Source organism: Clostridium thermobutyricum (genome assembly GCF_000371465.1).
GTDB lineage: Bacteria > Bacillota > Clostridia > Clostridiales > Clostridiaceae > Clostridium > Clostridium thermobutyricum.
In genome coordinates this window covers 793,026-811,498 of the sequence record NZ_KB850956.1, presented here as the reverse complement: position 1 = coordinate 811,498, position 18,473 = coordinate 793,026, and the positions used below count along the sequence as shown (strand labels likewise).

The 18,473-nt window shown below is 25.9% G+C and carries 18 protein-coding genes; 5 read left to right on the top strand and 13 right to left on the bottom strand.

From position 1 onward, the window contains the following. Window positions 1–379 precede the first annotated feature (379 nt). Window positions 380–1,018 (top strand): suppressor of fused domain protein, encoded by a 639-nt coding sequence (locus HMPREF1092_RS03595; RefSeq protein WP_002597245.1) that lies wholly within the window; start codon window positions 380–382, stop codon window positions 1,016–1,018. A 171-nt stretch (window positions 1,019–1,189) separates the two neighbouring features. Further along, window positions 1,190–2,476 carry a DUF389 domain-containing protein gene (locus HMPREF1092_RS03590; RefSeq protein ID WP_002597244.1) on the top strand — a complete coding sequence of 429 codons (1,287 nt, stop codon included), beginning with the start codon at window positions 1,190–1,192 and terminating at the stop codon, window positions 2,474–2,476. A 198-nt stretch (window positions 2,477–2,674) separates the two neighbouring features. On the opposite strand, the gene HMPREF1092_RS03585 is transcribed toward HMPREF1092_RS03590, so the two are convergent. From HMPREF1092_RS03585 to HMPREF1092_RS03560, 6 genes are all read right to left on the bottom strand, one after another. After that, window positions 2,675–3,673 carry a Gfo/Idh/MocA family protein gene (locus tag HMPREF1092_RS03585; protein WP_002597243.1) on the bottom strand — a complete coding sequence of 333 codons (999 nt, stop codon included), beginning with the start codon at window positions 3,671–3,673 and terminating at the stop codon, window positions 2,675–2,677. A 217-nt stretch (window positions 3,674–3,890) separates the two neighbouring features. Next, window positions 3,891–5,195 (bottom strand): Sapep family Mn(2+)-dependent dipeptidase, encoded by a 1,305-nt coding sequence (locus HMPREF1092_RS03580; protein ID WP_002597242.1) that lies wholly within the window; start codon window positions 5,193–5,195, stop codon window positions 3,891–3,893. Between the two features lie 73 nt (window positions 5,196–5,268). Beyond that, window positions 5,269–6,231, bottom strand: coding sequence for a glycosylasparaginase (locus HMPREF1092_RS03575; protein WP_002597241.1), 963 nt, complete (start codon window positions 6,229–6,231; stop codon window positions 5,269–5,271). Between the two features lie 25 nt (window positions 6,232–6,256). Next, the gene (locus HMPREF1092_RS03570) at window positions 6,257–6,778 is read right to left on the bottom strand and encodes a GrdB-related putative oxidoreductase (protein WP_040413608.1); all 522 of its coding nucleotides are present in this window, start codon (window positions 6,776–6,778) and stop codon (window positions 6,257–6,259) included. A 20-nt stretch (window positions 6,779–6,798) separates the two neighbouring features. Continuing rightward, window positions 6,799–8,151, bottom strand: coding sequence for a PTS cellobiose transporter subunit IIC (celB, locus tag HMPREF1092_RS03565; RefSeq protein WP_002597239.1), 1,353 nt, complete (start codon window positions 8,149–8,151; stop codon window positions 6,799–6,801). Between the two features lie 45 nt (window positions 8,152–8,196). Then, window positions 8,197–8,523, bottom strand: coding sequence for a PTS sugar transporter subunit IIB (locus HMPREF1092_RS03560; RefSeq protein WP_002597238.1), 327 nt, complete (start codon window positions 8,521–8,523; stop codon window positions 8,197–8,199). A 273-nt stretch (window positions 8,524–8,796) separates the two neighbouring features. Here HMPREF1092_RS03560 and HMPREF1092_RS03555 point away from each other — a divergent pair, with 273 nt between their 5' ends. Further along, on the top strand, window positions 8,797–10,398 hold the full coding sequence (locus HMPREF1092_RS03555) for a sigma 54-interacting transcriptional regulator (RefSeq protein WP_002597237.1): 1,602 nt from the start codon (window positions 8,797–8,799) through the stop codon (window positions 10,396–10,398). Window positions 10,399–10,533: 135 nt separating this feature from the next. On the opposite strand, the gene HMPREF1092_RS03550 is transcribed toward HMPREF1092_RS03555, so the two are convergent. Continuing rightward, a complete protein-coding gene (locus HMPREF1092_RS03550) occupies window positions 10,534–11,922 on the bottom strand; it encodes an aspartate ammonia-lyase (protein WP_002597236.1) in 1,389 nt (462 codons plus the stop codon). Between the two features lie 227 nt (window positions 11,923–12,149). Next, a complete protein-coding gene (locus HMPREF1092_RS03545; RefSeq protein WP_002597235.1) occupies window positions 12,150–12,665 on the bottom strand; it encodes an ECF transporter S component in 516 nt (171 codons plus the stop codon). Between the two features lie 206 nt (window positions 12,666–12,871). Here HMPREF1092_RS03545 and HMPREF1092_RS17090 point away from each other — a divergent pair, with 206 nt between their 5' ends. Further along, the gene (locus HMPREF1092_RS17090; RefSeq protein ID WP_002597234.1) at window positions 12,872–13,030 is read left to right on the top strand and encodes a hypothetical protein; all 159 of its coding nucleotides are present in this window, start codon (window positions 12,872–12,874) and stop codon (window positions 13,028–13,030) included. 131 nt (window positions 13,031–13,161) lie between these two features. On the opposite strand, the gene HMPREF1092_RS03540 is transcribed toward HMPREF1092_RS17090, so the two are convergent. From HMPREF1092_RS03540 to HMPREF1092_RS03525, 4 genes are all read right to left on the bottom strand, one after another. Beyond that, window positions 13,162–13,530 (bottom strand): YccF domain-containing protein, encoded by a 369-nt coding sequence (locus HMPREF1092_RS03540; protein ID WP_002597233.1) that lies wholly within the window; start codon window positions 13,528–13,530, stop codon window positions 13,162–13,164. Between the two features lie 76 nt (window positions 13,531–13,606). Then, the gene (locus tag HMPREF1092_RS03535; RefSeq protein WP_002597232.1) at window positions 13,607–14,254 is read right to left on the bottom strand and encodes a pentapeptide repeat-containing protein; all 648 of its coding nucleotides are present in this window, start codon (window positions 14,252–14,254) and stop codon (window positions 13,607–13,609) included. Between the two features lie 484 nt (window positions 14,255–14,738). After that, on the bottom strand, window positions 14,739–16,142 hold the full coding sequence (gene tyrP / locus HMPREF1092_RS03530) for a tyrosine-tyramine antiporter (protein WP_002597231.1): 1,404 nt from the start codon (window positions 16,140–16,142) through the stop codon (window positions 14,739–14,741). Between the two features lie 167 nt (window positions 16,143–16,309). Beyond that, window positions 16,310–16,732, bottom strand: coding sequence for a hypothetical protein (locus HMPREF1092_RS03525; RefSeq protein WP_002597230.1), 423 nt, complete (start codon window positions 16,730–16,732; stop codon window positions 16,310–16,312). A gap of 221 nt (window positions 16,733–16,953) precedes the next feature. Here HMPREF1092_RS03525 and HMPREF1092_RS03520 point away from each other — a divergent pair, with 221 nt between their 5' ends. Continuing rightward, the gene (locus HMPREF1092_RS03520; RefSeq protein ID WP_002597229.1) at window positions 16,954–17,679 is read left to right on the top strand and encodes a ferric reductase-like transmembrane domain-containing protein; all 726 of its coding nucleotides are present in this window, start codon (window positions 16,954–16,956) and stop codon (window positions 17,677–17,679) included. Window positions 17,680–17,768: 89 nt separating this feature from the next. Here the strand turns inward: HMPREF1092_RS03520 and HMPREF1092_RS03515 are convergent, their stop codons facing one another. Next, window positions 17,769–18,434 (bottom strand): HD domain-containing protein, encoded by a 666-nt coding sequence (locus HMPREF1092_RS03515; protein WP_002597228.1) that lies wholly within the window; start codon window positions 18,432–18,434, stop codon window positions 17,769–17,771. Window positions 18,435–18,473: the final 39 nt, after the last annotated feature.

The window sequence follows — 18,473 nt, the reverse complement described above, 5'->3', positions numbered from 1 at the left end:
TCTCCTCTTTTCTTTAGTAAAACATATAATTTCGAATTCATCTTGATAATTATTATCACTGACCCCATACTAGCACTTATTGATAGTTAATGTCAATTAGAATAGATATAGTTTAATAATTTTTCCACAACTTCTTATAAAAGTTTAAAACATTAATTGTTTATCAATATTATTTACATCAATTATTTTTTTAATTTATCTTTTACTTTCCTATTAATAATCCATTGTATTCTTCTTAAATTCCAATACGCACTCAGAGTAAATTTAAAATATTTTTGAATCAAATTTAAATTTTATTAATAAAATGTTACACTTTTATGTATTTTTATGTTATTATATATACATAAGGTAAATTTAAACAAAAAGGGGATTAAAAACTATGAAAATGAATTTTGAAGAATACAAAAGAAATTTAAAAGAAAATACTTGCTTTGCACCTGGTTTAGATTCTATTAATGAAGCTTTAGAAAATCTATACTCAGATATGGAGCCTACAAGCTATAAATTATTCACTCCTTCTACTTCATTATTTAGAGGAATTTCTGACTTACAAGGATTTTCAATTTATAATAGTACAAGCCATAAAGAACATAATCATATAATCAGTTTTGGATTTTCAGAACTTTATGGCGATGAACATAAATTTATGAGAGAAAGATCAAAGTTTGGTTATGAATTAACTTTTAGAACTACTTCTATTGAAGAAGATGAAATAGAAAAAATTCTTACAGCAATAAATAATATTTATAAGTATAATAAAAAATCTAGTATTTATTTAGAAGAAAATATTTTTATAGATTATAGAGAACTTATTGATGAAGATTCTTCTATAGCTGGATTTATAGTTACAAAAGATAAAGAACTTCCTTCTTTAGATACAATACATGGGAAAATAGATTTCTTACAACTTCATCCGATAGATTGTTGTACACTATCTACTTTAAAAAGTGGGAAATTTAAATTAGAAGATATAATAGAAGTATTAGAAGAAGATAATCCGTTACTAATATGTAATTAATATTTAAACCTACTATAGCTACAAATGCTATAGTAGGTTTTATTTAATTTTTATTTACTTTATTTTTTACTCAAAATAACTATATTACAAAATTTGATATTTATATTCATTTTTTATATAATTTCTCTATATTTATTAAACTTAACATATTTATAAAGGAGGTTTCAGATTTTGTATACCGTTGATGATATTAAAGAAATTTATAAATTTAAAAATAGAGCTTCTGATGAAGAAATAATTCAAAATATAAATGATGGATTAAATCTTGATATAAGCAATTTTGCTATTTTAATTTGTGCTATTTTAATTGCAAGTATTGGTTTAAATATGAATTCTGTTGCTGTTATAATAGGTGCTATGCTTATTTCTCCACTTATGGGTGCAATTATAGGTATAGGTTATGGAATCGGAACTTACAATACAGACTACATAAAAAAATCTTTTGTTTTATTGATTTTTGAAATTGCTATTAGCTTAGCTACAGCAACTTTATATTTCCTTCTTACTCCAGTAAAAGGAGCAAGTGCTGAAATTATTTCTAGGACTACTCCTACAATTTTTGATGTAGTAATTGCATTTGTAGGTGGTACTGCTGGTATGATTGGACTTTCTAGAAAACGTCCTGGCAATGTCCTACCTGGAGTAGCAATTGCAACTGCACTTATGCCACCACTTTGTACCGCCGGTTATGGAATTGCACACCTTAATATTAAAATTTTTTTAGGTGCCGGATATCTTTTTTTTATAAATTCATTTTTTATTGCTGTTTCAACTTTTTTAGTAGTTAAAGCTTTAAAACTTCCTAAAAAGACTTTTATTGATAAAAAGCGTGAAAAGAATATAAAAAGATTAACTATAATATTGTCTATTTTAGTTATGATACCGAGTGTTATTTCAGCAGCAACAATGGTTACTCAAACTGTAAATGATCAAAATTTAAATAATTTTATAAACACTCAAATAAATAAAAATTCTTATGTCTTAAATAAAAGTATAAATAAAGCAAACAAGGAAATAAACTTAGTTATATTTGGTTCAGAGTTAACTAATGATAATATTCAAGATTTAGATAGTAAACTACAATATTATGGATTTCCTGGTTATAAACTAAAAGTTACTCAAGACCAAAGCTTAAATTTAGTATCATACATTGAAAAGCTTCAGCAAGATAAAAATAATCCAGTATCTTCTTTAGATACTAATAAAGATGAAAATCCTTCTCAAAGTAATACTAACTCAAATTTTTCTAGCATAGGAAACCAACTAAAAGCTTTATATCCTCAAATAACTGATGTTGTTATTGGTAAGGGTGAACACACTTTAACTACTGACAATAATGATTCTACTCTTTTAGTGTTTATATCTGAAAAAGGTAATAATAGTTTAAATAAAGATAACATAAAAAAATATCTTCAAGAAGCTACTGGTTATAAAAATATAATATTGACTATTGCTTAAATATATTAATACACATTAAATGAATCTATACTTAAAATTTAATGGAAAAATTTTAAAATTATGCAGATAAAAAATTTGAAAAAAGACCTTAATATAACTAGAAACTATAAATTTATAATTATTAAAAAATAGATTTCTTTCCCATAATAATAGGCTTATAAAAAGAGTTATGTTTATTAAAACATAACTCTTTTATTTTTAAATATTAATTTTATCAGCTGGATATGAAATTCCTATTTGCCTTCTTCCCTCATCCATTATTTCAATTACTGTCTTAGAAAAATCTAAAGAATTTATATCTGATTCTAATTTATTATTTTTAATAAGATTTATAAACTCTTCTATTTCATAGCACATATCATCTGAATCTTGATTCTTAGAAATTATCTCTTTTCGTCCATCTTTATATATGATATATACTTCTTTCATATCATTTATTTTATTTATTATAATGCTTCCTTCCTCTCCTTGAATTTCTGATGGAATATAGGAATTAGATATTTTAGAATACATTACTGAAGCTTCCATTTCATCATATTTAAATAGAATACTTCCTTCTCCATCAACTTTAGTTTCTAACATATATCCACTAGCTTTTATCTCTTTAGGCTTGCCAAATAAAGCTACCATTGGAGCTATAGTGTAAACTCCTATATCCATAAGACTTCCATTAGAAAACTCATTTCTGAAAGCATTAAGAATTTCTCCTTCTTTATATTTATCATACCTTGAAGAATACTGACAATAGGATGCAAAATATCTTCTTACTTTTCCTATCTTATATATATTATTTAATATTTCCTTAAAATTAGGTAAAAGAATTGTTTTCATTGCTTCCATTAAGACAACATTATTTTCTTTTGCTGCTTTAATCATTTCATTTACTTCTAATCCATTTGATGCAAATGCCTTTTCGCATAAAACATGCTTACCATTTCTTAAAAATAATACTGCTTGCTCTTTATGTAAACTATTTGGTGAAGCTATATAAACTGCATCTAAATTTTTTGATTTTGCCATTTCTTCTAGATTAGTAAATATATATTCAGCTCCATATTCTTTTGCGAACATTTTTGCTTTTTCCTCACTTCTTGAATAAACGCATGATAAATTAAATCCTTTTACTTTTTTACCAGCTTCAAGAAACCACCTAGTTATATTATTTGTCCCTATTATCCCAAAGTTTATTTTATCCATAAATTTCTCCTTTTTATTTTAATTATACATTAAATTATTATCATATTTAATAAAACATAGCATTACTACTATTTATTTAATTACTCTCTTTTTAAATATCTAAATTTTTAAACTATTTTTTATTATTTCAATATATTAATTAATTTTAGTCATAGATTCATAAAAAGTTTGAAACGCTAAAAAATAAATAAAAAGGTTGACAAATGGCAACCTCTTTTTATTTAGCTAGATTATAAATAGCATTTGTGAATATCTCTGTATTTTTAAGTAAATCATTTATATCCATATATTCATCTTTATTATGTGCAATTCCCTTTTGCCCTGGAAAAGATGGCCCAAAAGCTACTATATTCGGAAATACCTTAGCATATGTTCCACCTGTAGTTGTAACTGGAGCTCCATCTTCCCCTGTTATATCTTCATAAGCTTTTTTTAATTCTTTTAAAAGCTTACTATCTAATGGAAAACAAACTGAATCCATTCTTCTATTTATAGACATATCATATTCTTCATTTTTTATATTATCTATTATTTTTAGAATATCTTCATATTTATAAGTAATAGGATATCTAAATACAACAGAAATTCCTAACTTAGAATCTTTCTCTTCTATTTTATATGGATTTATTACTAACTTTCCTGAAATTTCATCTTCACATTTAACTCCTGATTTCTCCATAGAATGATTTTCATGAAAATTATTTTTAATAAAATCAGTAAATTCTTTTAGCTCTTCACTTAATTGTTTTTCTGAAAGAGAACTAAAAGCTTTAGTAACTGCATTTTCTCCTATTTCTGGAGCATTTCCTGGAGCTTGCTTACCTCTCTCTTCAATTATGCAATTTCCATTTATATTTATTTTTGAATAGCTTGGCACTACATTATTTTTAAATTCTCCTTCAATAGATATACTTTCTTTTATTTTTTTACTCCATATTGTTAAATCAAGAATTCCTCTTTCTCCATAAACTGCTGGATATTTGCAATCAGGAGTAAATCCCATAACTGGAGGTTTCTCATTTTTTAAATAATATGGAATGTCTTTAAATCCAGTTTCTTCATTAGTCCCAAAAATTATTCTTACTTTCTTAGATAGAGTAATATTTAAATCCTTTAATATTTTTAATCCATATAAAGCACTCATTATAGGACCTTTATTATCTAAAATTCCTCTCCCATATAATTTATCTTTTGTAATTGTTAATTTAAGAGGATCATAACTCCAACCTTCACCAACCGGAACTATATCTACATGCCCAATGACACAGACATATTCTTCTCCTTCTCCATACTCTGCATAACCTATAGCATTATCTATATTTTTTGTTTTAAATCCCATCTCTTCTGAAATTTTAAGTGCTTCTTCTAATGCTTTTTTTGGTTCTACTCCAAAAGGAGCTCCTTCTAAGCTTTCCCCTTCCACACTATTTATTCTTATTAATCTATCTATATTTTTAAACAATTCTTCTTTTTCAGATAAAATTTTATTTTTAAATTTTTCTTTCAAATTATCAATTGCCATTATTTTCATCTCCTAAAATATTTTTTTAAAATTTAAGCTCTCAGAAAAATTTCTGAGAGCTATAAAATTTATTTTAATCAAATGTTATTGGTTCATGTATTCTATTTAAATAAGCTTGTAGCCATTCTTCAGATGCTTTTTCATAAGATGTTTTACCATTTTCTTGTTTTTTACATACATATACTGTTGGTTCTTCTGTTTCAGAAACTACTGAGAAAGAAAATCCTTCAATATTTGTAGCTACACCCCATTCTCCTTTATTATTAAGGGCTACTAAAGAAAGGTCTCCTGCTTTTCCACGTTTTCTAGCTAATTTATCATTTAACTCTTGAACTGCCTTATCACAAGCTTCTTGTGGATGCATCCCTTCTTTCATAAGTCTTACTATTTCATAAGAAATACAACCTTTCATTAAATCTTCACCAAGACCTGTTGCTGATGCTCCTCCAACTTCACTATCACAGTAAAATCCTGATCCTGATATTGGTGAATCTCCAACTCTTCCTCTTCTCTTCATGAATAGTCCACTTGTAGAAGTCCCTGCTACCATTTTACCATTTTTATCAACAGCTATCATTCCAACTGTATCATGTCCATTATATGGACTTAATCCTTTTTCTACTGTTTCTTTATATTTCTTTTTATAATGAAGTTTAGCTCTATCTGTAAGCATGTTTTTTCTTTCAAAACCTTCTTTGTGAGCATAACTTTCAGCACCAGCACCAACTAAGAAGCAATTGAATCTTTCATAACTTAATTTTCTTGCAATACTTATAGGATTACTAAAGTCTCGTATTCCTCCAACAGCTCCTATTGATAAAGTATCTCCATCCATATATGCTGCATCTAATTCTACTTCGCAGTTTTCATTTGGAAGTCCACCATATCCAACTGATTTATAAAAAGGAAAATCTTCAACTGTTTTTATAGCTTTTTCTATTGCATCTCCTGCAAATCCGCCTTCACTTAAATCTTTTCCTGCTTCTGTTATTCCTTCAACTGCCATTCTCCAAGTTGCAATCATTGCCCATTTCATACATTATACCCCCAATTTTTTCAAATTAAAAACACACTTTCTTTTTAAATTCTTCTGTATTTTCTCCATTTGCAAGCATCTTTGCCATAGTACAAATGTTTTCTATTGATTGATTTAATCCTATTCCACCTTTTTTAGGTGTTTTAACTACAATAACTTTATCTTTATATTTTTCTGTTGCTGGATTTTCAGCAGACATTGCAGCTAAAACTGGAATATCAGAATTTTTATTTAATTCTTCAGCTATTCCTCCAGCCATTTCACCAAAATTAGGATAATGAAGAGCTGGACCACATATTACTACATCTGGATTTAGCTTTTTAGCCATTGCTAAAAACTTTTTCTTTACCTCTTCTTCATTTTTTTTGTAATATAAATCACCACAATATAGTGTTGCCATTATATTCATATCCATATTTTTAAAGTAAGGCTCCATCATTTTTCCTGGTCCTATTATTGATTTTTTACCTGCTGGTGGTAAATCTGCATTTTCGTCACTCCCCATTCCAGCTTGTACATGATTTAATATTAGTAATACTTTGCTCATCATTATTTCCTCCTAAATTTTTATAAATCTAAATCATCAAAGTCTATATCATCATCATCTTCTTGTGAATTACTAGCTTCTGTTTCTTCTTTTAAATATTGATTGTCAATTGCTTTAATAAATGGAATATACATTATTACTCCTAAGATTATTAAAATTATTTGTAATACTGAACCTTGCCATCCTGATACTAAGAAACCTGAAATTACTGGTGGAGTTGTCCATGGTATTTGAACTCCATTTGTAAGTGGAACCCATCCTCCTGCCATTGCAAAATAAGAAATAATTATATTAACTGTTGGTATTACCATAAATGGTATTAAAATCATTGGATTAAGCATAATTGGTAAACCAAATATTATTGGTTCATTTATACCAAAAATACCTGGTAATAATGAAAGTTTCCCCATCTTAGTAACTCTTTGACTTTTACAAACAAGAATAATTGCTATAAGTAATGATAAAGTACTTCCAGCTCCTCCAAAAGTTGCAAACATATCTTGGAATTGTCCAGTAATAATGTTTGGAATTGGTTGTCCAGCTTGGAAAGCTTCTAAGTTTTCTACTGATAAAGCCTTTAATACTGGGTTAAATACTGCTCCTACTACACTTGATCCATTAATTCCAAAGAACCAGAATCCATGTAAGAAAAGATATGCTATAACCATAGCTGGTAATGTATTACCTAATTTTAATAAAGGAACTTGTAATATTTTAAATACAAAATTATGAACTGTTTCGTAAGCTGTATATGAGAATATATAGTTTACAAGGAAAAATACTACTATAACTATTCCTGCTGGAATTAAAGCTTCAAATGATTTTGCAACTGTTGGTGGTACTCCTGCTGGAAGTTTAATAACCCAACCTTTTTTAAGAACTTTTGCAAAAATAACTACTGATGTAAGCGCAACTATCATTCCCAGGAAAAGTCCTTTTGAACCAACCCAATCTAGTGGTATCCCTTTTACAATATGTGAAACTTCTTCACCTTTTGGTGTAAAATTTATTTTATAAGGTGTCACTATAAAAAATGCTACTAAAGCTGTTGCTGAAGCTTGAATTGCATCTACTTCTAATTGTCTAGCTAAACTATAAGCTATTCCTACAATTGCTAAAATAGCCATAATATCAAAAGTTGCTGCAACTGGAGTTGTTAATTTAGATGCCCATCCTTCTCCTAAAAATTGTCCTACCCACTCATTCCATCCTGGTATTGGAAAGTTTGCAACTAGTAAGAATAATGAACCTACTATTAAAAGTGGTGTTGATACTAAGAAACCATCTCTTATAGCTATTAAATATTTATTTCTTCCTATAACTTCAGCCATAGGCATCAATATATTTTCAAATTTTTTCATTATTGAATTCATATATTATTCTCCTCTCATTTTCTAAAAAATCTTCAAAATAATTTTTTATTTTGCTTGTGATTTCTTAATCATTCTTATTGCTGATTTTAAAACCTTTTCTCCATCCATAGCTCCATAAGCAACTGAATCAATTGCATCAACAGGTATATTTAAAGGTTTACATATATCCTCCATTTTTCCTAACATAAATCTTACTTGTGGACCTAAAAGAACACAATCAGGTTTTTGATCTTGAATAAGTGCTTGTGCTTTAATACATGGATTAGCCTCAATGTGTATGTCTAAATTGTGTTTATTAACTACCTCTAACATTTTTGATACTAAAAGACTAGTTGACATCCCTGCATCACAAAATAAAAATATTTTCTTCATAATTATCCTCTCCCTCTATATAAAAGTTTTTCTTCGATTATTTTTATAGCAATTTATATGCCACTTTTTTGTTCAATAAAAAAAAGCCTAATTATCTAGCTTTTTTATTCTAAAAAATATATATTTATTGATTTTATTTTTTGTGTGTTCTAAAATGATACATATATGACACATTTTTCATTATTTAGTCACACTATTTTTTATAGTAGAACACTCTTTAAAAAATAATATCTTTTTTAATATACATTAATGAAAATTTGAGGTGAAACACTTTTGAACAGAATAGATTTAGTTTATAAAACAGTTGAAAATTTAGATATAGGAAATGGAGTTACTACAAGTAATATTTGTAGCGAATTAAATATAGAAAGATCTAATATTAGTAAAACTTTAAATCAACTTGTTAAAGATGGACTTTTATTTAAAAATTCATCTAGACCTGTAAAATACTATTTAAAAAATCCTAATAACATTGATTTTAATCAAAAATCATCTCTAGATAGATTATCTTATCTGTTTCCATCACTTACAGATGCTTGTAAGCTTGGTAAAACTGCTATTTTATACCCTCCTAATGGAATGAATTCTTTAATTATAGGCGAAACCGGTTCAGGGAAATCTATGCTTGCTACTCTTATGCATGAATATGCAGTATCATTTTTTAAAAAAGAAATGCCTTTCTACCATTTTAATTGTTCTGATTATGCAAATAATGTTCAACTTTTAAGTTCACACTTATTTGGAGTTAAAAAAGGAACTTTTACTGGAGCTACTGAAGATAGACCTGGGCTTATAGAAAAAGCTGATGGTGGTATTCTTTTTTTAGATGAAATTCATAACCTTCCTAGTGAGGGACAGGAAATGTTATTTGTTTTTATGGATACAGGCTACTTTAGACGATTTGGAGAAGTTTCAAAAAAAATTAAATCTGATGTTAGAATAATCTGCGCTACAAATGAAGATATAAATAAAACTCTTCTTAGCACTTTTTTAAGAAGAATTTCTATAAAAATAAAAATGCCTTCTTTAAGTGAAAGACATCTTGAAGAAAGACTTACTCTTATAGAAACGTTTATTAAAAATGAAAGTAAAATTTTAAATAAAAGAATTTATGTTTCTTATAATACTATGCTTTGCTTTCTATCATATGATTGTCCATTCAATGTTGGACAACTTAAGAATGATATAAAACTTTGCGTAGCAAATGCTTATACTGATTATTTTATAAAAAATAAAAAGCATATAAAAATAAATAGTCCTGACCTTCCTAAAGAGATGAGAAAAAATTTAAATAATCCTCTTTTAGAAGAAAGAGCTCTTTTGAAAAATTTACCTACTACTAATAGATATTTTATATATAATAAGGATAGTCAAATAACAAGCTACTACTTTAAACATAAGACTCAAGAATTATTTACTGCTTATAAATCTTTAATTAATCAAGTAGAAATAATAATGACTTCTAAAAATCCAAGTATTGATAGTTTAAATGAAAATTTAAGTGAATATATAAAAATTTTAGGTCATTGTAGTGAAAATTATAAATTTAATTTTGCTTACTCAATCTTTGATGAAATAAATTCTAAGCTTGTTAATTTTGATAAAAATATTGAAAACTTCTTTAAAATAGCTTCTTTTGAAAATTTATTTAATCTTCATATAGATTTAATTTATGATAGAATGAGTCTTATTTCATTTGATAATTTAAATCTAAAAAATAAATTTAAATCAATATTTCCAGTTGAATATGAAAAAGCTATTACTTATGGAGAAATAATTGAAGATACGTTAAATCTTTATATTACAGTTTCTGAATTTGTTGTTATAATGCTAATTTCAATTTATGTAAATAATTCTATTTTAAATGAAATATAAAATCATTCCAAAATAAAATATTTAAATTAAGCCCTTAGAAATTGTTTATGGTCATAACATTTCTAAGGGCTATTATTATAAGTTGAAATTATAGACTATAGGGGAACTATCTTCTAAATAATTTCAATTAACTTATTAGCTTATTCTTCTTATCATTTTATCTATATTAAGAGTTTCTTTTATTTCTTCTTCTTTAAGATCTACTTCTTCTTTTATTACTTCTATTATATTTCTATTTAATTTAAGTGCTTTTTTAGCTATATATGCTGATTTTTCATATCCTAAAGATGGTGCAAAAGCTGTAACTATACCTATACTATTTTCAACTAAGCTCTTACATCTTTCTCTGTTAGCTTCAATTCCTTCTATACAATTTTTTCTTACTGTTTCTATTCCATTTCTTAAAATTCTAATTGATTGAAATACATTTAATAAAATTATTGGATAAAAAGCATTTAATTCTAATTGTCCTGATTGAGTTGCAAGTGTTACAGTTGTATCATTTCCTATAATTTGAAATGATATTTGTTTTAATAACTCAGGCATAACTGGATTAACTTTACCTGGCATTATAGAAGAACCATTTTGTTTGCTTGGAAGTATTATTTCACCAAATCCTGTTCTTGGCCCTGATGACATAAGAATTAAATCTCCTGCTATTTTACTTAAATTTATTGCACATACTTTTAAATCTGAAGAAAGACTTGCAATTATATCTGCATTTTGTGTACTATCAATTAAATCCTCTGCTTGAGTTATATTAAGTCCACTTAATTTATTTAAATTATCACAAACCTTCTTAATATACTCTGGATTTGCGTTCATTCCTGTTCCAATAGCAGTTCCACCTAAGTTTACAACTAAAAGCTCTTCTAATCTTTCTTTTAATCTTTTTATGTCTCTATTTACTGCTTTTCCATAAGAATTAAATTCTGAACCAAGACTCATAGGAACTGCATCTTGCATTTCTGTTCTACCCATTTTAACTACATCTTCAAATTCTATTCCTTTATTTAAAAGAGAATCTTTAAATTTTTCTAATTCTTCTAGACAATCCTTTAAAAGCATATAACAATTTATTAAACCAGCTGTTGGTATAACATCATTAGTTGATTGTCCCATATTAACATGATCATTTGGGTGAATTGGATAATGTTTTCCTTTTTCATATCCTAAATATTCATTTGCTATATTTGATAAAACCTCATTCATATTCATATTAGTTGAAGTTCCTGCTCCACCTTGGATTGGATCTAATATAAATTGGTCTATATATTTTCCTTCTAATATATCATCACATGCTTTTACAATAGCATTTTTTAAATTTTCATCTAATTCATTAACTTCATAATTAGTAATTGCACATGCTTTCTTTACTAAAGCTAAGCTTTTTATAAATGATTCTTCTAATGATAATCCGCTTATTCTAAAATTTTCATATCCTCTTAAACTTTGAACTCCGTAATAAGCGTCTTTAGGTACCTCTTTGCTTCCTATTGAATCATTTTCTATTCTATATTCCATAAATCATTCCTCCAATTACCTTCATAATTCATTTATTTTATAAAGCAAATATCGTGCCATAAATAAAAGCTCCCTATTTTTAAGGAGCTTTCATTTATTTAAATACAGTAATTAGAAATTTTATCAATAATAGTCACACTCTCTAATCTACTTTGACACACTATTTATATTTAAAATATACTTTTATCTATTTACAATAGATATTTTCATAAAATTTTCTTTCTAAACTAATTAGCTTTCTTATATTTTTTTAAAGATACATTTACTCCCATAGAAATAGGAATAGCTATTATAATTCCTATTAAAGAAGTTATTATTGATGTAGATAAAGATAAAATAGCTGCATCCCATCCAATAAATAATAACCAATTAAATAAAAAATACCCTATTAATGAAACTATACTTCCTAATATAAATCCTAAAATATTATATTTTACACTATTTCCATTCTTCCCATGAGAAAAAGCGATTTTTCCAGCTACATATCCTGTTAATCCTTTTACAATAAATGTAGGAATAGCCCACATTGGAAAAGTTACAATATCAAATAATGCACATCCAATTGCAGCAGGGAAAAATGCATCTTTTCCAACTAATATTGCTGATATGAATATAGCTGTAGTTCCTAAGTGAATCATTGATGTTCCTCCACCAATAGGAATTTTTATATTTATATATGTTCCTATAAATACTATTGCTGATAGTAAAGCTAAAAAGATTGTTTCGTTTGTTTTTTTTCTCAACCTAAAATCCCCCTTTTTTTATATAATTCATACTTTATTCTATACATTTATTTTTTGCAATTTTATCGATACAATTTTTATAAATTTATTTTATTTTTTACTGTAAATAATATTTTTTCATATTTTTTCAATTATTACTTGATAATAATTATTATATGTGTTATATTTAATTCATAGTAAAACAATCGGAAATGGAGTTGATTATAATGTCAAAAGAAAATGAAAACAAAATTGAAAACTTTGATCAAATATTAGAAGAAGAAAAGAAATTTAATCCTGAAGATCCATGTGATCCATCACATCCTGATTACCCATGGGTTCCATGTGGAGTAAAAAAAGATAAAAAGGATGAATCTGATAAATAAAAGTTAGAGATTAGCTTAAATTTTTAAGCTAATCTCTTTATATTATTTCCACTTTTAATTTATATATTTATTGTTTATAAAAATTTATATAAAAAAAAGAGTTTTAAATCATAGATTTAAAACTCTCTTATTTATCTCTCTATTATTTCTTTACCAAATGGCATTAATGATAGTTTTGCAAGCTTTAAACATTGCCCTGCAAAAGGTATTCCTACAATAGTTATACAAAGTATTACTGCACTCATTAAATTAACTATACATAACTCTATTCCGCCAAATATCAACCATAATATATTTAATAAAAGATTTAGTCCACTATCATTTACTGTAACTATTTCCTTTCCAAATGGGAAAAGTTGAAGTCTAGCAAGTTTAAAGCATTGTAATCCAACTGGAATTCCTATTATAGTAATGCACCAAAGAAGTCCTGCTAAAAACCATCCTATTGCATTAAAAAATCCTCCAAATATGAACCAAATCAAATTTCCTATACAGCTCATTATATCCTCCTATAATATTTATACGTATAGAATTATATTATATTTTTTTATCTTTGTTAAGTTACAATACCTTCTTTTATAAAAGTCCTAATTTTGCATAGTCTTTTATTGTTTTTATTATATAACTTAATGTAGAAAAATCTTTTTCTACTTTTTCATTCATTAGATTTAACCCTTTTATCAAACTTTTTTCGTTAAAATTTTCTAATAATAACATAACACTTATAGGATTTATCTCTCCTTCTTTAGTGTCTAAAGTCCTTGAATTTTTTATATATTTGTTTTCCATTGCTAAATTAATTGCTTTTTTTAATGAATCACTTATATTTAATTCTGGCATTATTTCAAATACTCTAGTTTCTTCTGGAAGAAATAAATTTTTAGCTTTTTCAATATTAGTATTTACTAATATTACATTTTCAAATTTAGCATCTAAAAAGTCTACTCCATCTAAATTTACTCCTTCAAAAACTACATTTTTAAAAATACTTTTTTTAAATTTACTTTTCTTTAAATTTGTTCCTATAAATTCAGTCCATTCAAATTTACAGTCAAAGAAATCACATGATTTAAAGTGTGCACCTCTAAAACTAGCAAAACTAAAATTTGAACCTGAAAAATTTGTATTGTAACAATTACTTCTTTTTAAATCCCTATACATGAAATTTTTATTTGTTTTTTGTGTATTATTGTATTTTAAATTTTCAATTATTTTCTTAGCCATATTTTCCTCCAAACTACATTTTTAAACTTATCTTTCCATTGTACTACATTTATCCTTTATATAAAATAAAATATTTGTTTATTATTCACATATTAAATGCTATACTTATATTGTATAAATTTAACATATCGTTATATAAATCCTTAAGTTTTTATATAAAAATATCTCATCAAATAGAGAAATTTAGTAAAAGGAGCCTCCTTTCATGAGTTTCTCTATTTTTAAATTCTTAAAAGAAAATATTTATATTTATTCTAAATTATGGTATAATAAATTTAGTTGTTATATTTTTAACACGTGTTTAACCTAATAATAAAAACTGTCTAATTGATATTTATATATTCTTCTCCTCTTTGGAGTTCATTATTTTTCTTCAAAATACATAAATATAGTAGGCAGTTTTTATTTCCTATTTATTAAAAAATCATCTTATTCTATAATTTTATAAAATTATAGAGATAAGATGATTTATTTTATTTATATTCTATTTTTTCCAACTTTCTTTTTTAAATGCAAATATTATAAGTGGAATTATAACACTTATAATTGTTCCTATTATTTGGAATGAAATATAGAAAGTATATTGACTAGGTTTTAGTATTGATGGTGGTATTAGACTAATTCCAATAGTTAATATTACTCCAAATAATGCAAGAAGTGCAACTAACCACATAACACCATTTCCATGTGATCCTAATCTAAACTGTCTTTTTATATCAGGTTTTGTATATCTTAATCTTATAGCAGAAATACATATTAATATATAAACAATACAATAAAGTATAGTTGTCACTATAGTTATCATAAAGAAAGCACTATTAACATTAGGTATAACCACATATGCAAGAGCTAATATAGATACTACAACTGCTTGAATTAATACAAATGTTACTGGTATTCCTTTTGCATTTCTCTTTTGGAATATTGGAGGTAAATTTCCTTCTTCAGCAACTTTAATCATTGCCTTTGATGGTCCTAATACCCATGCACTCATTTGTCCTAAAACTCCAATTAAAATCATTAAAGCTATTATATTATCACATATTGATGGTAGTCCAAAAAACTTAGTATAAACAGCAAAAGGCTGTAATATATTAGATAATTCTATATGTCCTTTTGGAATAGCATTTGAAACAGTTAATCCAGCAAGTAAGTTAACTAAAACTAAAGCAATTACTGATACTATTACAGCTATAGGATAGTTCTTTCTTGGATTATCAATATTATTTACATGCACTGATGATATTTCTACTCCAGCAAATATGAATATTATTCCTGAGAAATATGTTAATGTTCCAAGTTTACTAAAATCAGGTATTAGTTTACCCACTGAGAAAGTTCCAAGATATCCATGTGGAGTAATTCCATTCTTAGCTGCATATGCAATACCTAATATAACAAGTATTATAAAAGGAATATATACACCTATCAATGCCCCAAATTTACCAACTATCTTAACCATATCAAATTTAAAGTTAAGTAAAGTAACTCCCCAGAAAGAAATAAGTACACATATAAATACAAAAATATTATTTTGCGATAATCTAGTATCACTTATTACATATCCAAAAATAACGCCTGTAGTTGTACCAACCATAGTCATTCCTGTAATCATTTGAATCCATAATAACCATGAAGTAACGAAGCTCCATCTTTCTCCTAAAGCTTCCCTAACCCATACTTGTGGGCCTCCTTCTTCTGGCCATCCTGTGGCAAGTTCTGCTGCTATAAGTGCAATCGGAATAGCAAATATAACTACTGCTAGAACTAGATAAGTAACCTCTGTCCAACCATTTATGGCAAGAGTTGGAACACTTCTAATGCTTCCAAAAAAGGCCATAGTTATCCCAATCAATTGGAATAATGTAAGCTTTTTAACTTTTTCCATAAAAAATCCATCCTTTCAATATTTTCTTTTGTGTAAATTAGTCCTAATCTATTAATACTACTAAAAACTATTCACTGTCAATCAATATCTTGTTAACTAATTATTAACAAAATACAAAAGCTAGGATATTTTTCATTAGTATATCCTAGCTTCTACTATTTTATTAATTATGCTTTTAATTTAAAACCTTTAATATCAGAATTATAAACATAAACCTCTTCATCTTTTCCATTATTACTAACAAAAATTTCTTCTATTCCATCACTATCAACATCTGATATTTTTTCTATTTTAGAACTATTTTTATTTAATTCAATTGTACTTTCTATATATCCTTTTTCTGCATGCTTTATAAGAATATATGATTTATTGTCTTTATTAACAATTTCTAATTCTTCTAAAATACCATCATTATTAATGTCATAAATTTTAGATGATATAGATTCATATTCATCAATATTTATATCTTTATTTGCTTTAATTTCAAAATATTTTGGAGCAGATCCATTCAACCCATCTTTAGAATTACAACCAACAAACATAAATGAAGTAATACCCACAATTAAAAGTAATATTATATTTTTTCTCATAAAAGTCCCCCTCTCAAAAAACCCTTTTCATATATTTATATTCTATATATGAATATAAACTTCCTTTAAGTTACTTGTAATTTTTTCATATTAAATGAACATTTATTAAACTTTAGTCATTATATCTTAAAATTTATTGACTAAAGTTTTTAATTTTAATATTATAACTTTATAATTGAAAATAATTTTCAATAACATTTGCTTGAAAGGGGTTTTATACTTTGAAAATACTTTACGATTTAATATTACCAATATTTTTTGTTACTATATTAAGCCTTTTTGCTACAAAGAGCATTAAAAATAACTCAAAATATTATTATTTAGTCTCTCTATTTATAGCAGCAATTTCAACTACTTATGAAGTATACAAAATAATTTTTGGTGGAAGTAAGCTTACAGGAATAATTTATCAACTTGAAAGAATATCTTTAAAAGGATTTCTAGCTCTTGGATGTTTTTTATTAGTGATGTTCTGCGGAGCTATGAATACAAAATGGAATATCACTAAAAAATTGCTATCTATAAGAGGTCAATTAGCTATAATAGGTTCTATATTAATGATTCCTCATTTTGTGGTATACACAACTAAATTTATAATGAAATTATTAGGAACTAAGCCTATCAGCCATTTAAATTATATTTATATAATAATGGGATTATTAGCTTTTATAATATTGATTCCTTTATTTATAACTTCTTTTAAATTTATAAGAAAAAAAATTAACCCTATAACTTGGAAAAATCTCCAAAGATGGTCTTACTTATTTTTCTTATTAGTATATTTACATATAGCAGTATTACTTTTAGCTGCAAAAGAATTTAATATAGCTAAATTTTCTTTATATACATTTGTATTCTTACTTTACACAGTATTAAGAATAAATAAGGCAAATCATTTAGCTAAATTAAAACATAATTCAATTAGTAAACCTACATTAACTACATAACTATAATAAGTTTTAACAACTTAAATTTATCTATAATATATAAATACATAAAAAGAGTTATCCTGATATTGAATAACTCCTTTTATGTTTTATATTAATTCTTTTCTTATTTTATCCCATAAATCTATAGTATCTTTAACATCATATTTTTCATTTATAGTATTTAGTATATTTGTTACTTCATCTATTACACTTTCTATTGATTCTTTTGAGAAATCCCCTCTTCCTAATCTATCAGCAAAAAACAATAAAGACATATCTCTTATATCTACACTTCTCATCATCTTATCTAAATTTCCAAAAGGAAGTTTTTTAGATATATATAAACTATGCATGTGATATCCTACTAAGTTTATAACTTTTTCTTTAAAATCCTCTTCTAAAAAAGTATACTTACTTAAAATATTTTCTACTTCTTCTCTTCCATACATATCATGATTATATGCAACTATTCTTCCTTTTTTTAATCTAGTAGCTCTTTTCTTCCCTATATCATGAAAAAAAGATCCCCACATTACTGCTCTTTTATCATTTGCATACTTTCTAACTAAAGCTGCCCCATCAACTACTAAAAGTGTATGAATTAAAACGTTCCCTTCTGGATGATGAGTTGGGCTTTGTTCTACTTTTTCCAATGCCCTTATTATTTTTAAATTACTGCTTTTAATTTTAGGAATTATTTTTCTTATATATTCTGATGGTTTTTTATCTTCTAATAGATGTTTTTCAATTTCTTCAAATAACTTTTCTTCCATAAAACTTTTCCTCCTTAAATAAATTAATCATTTATATTA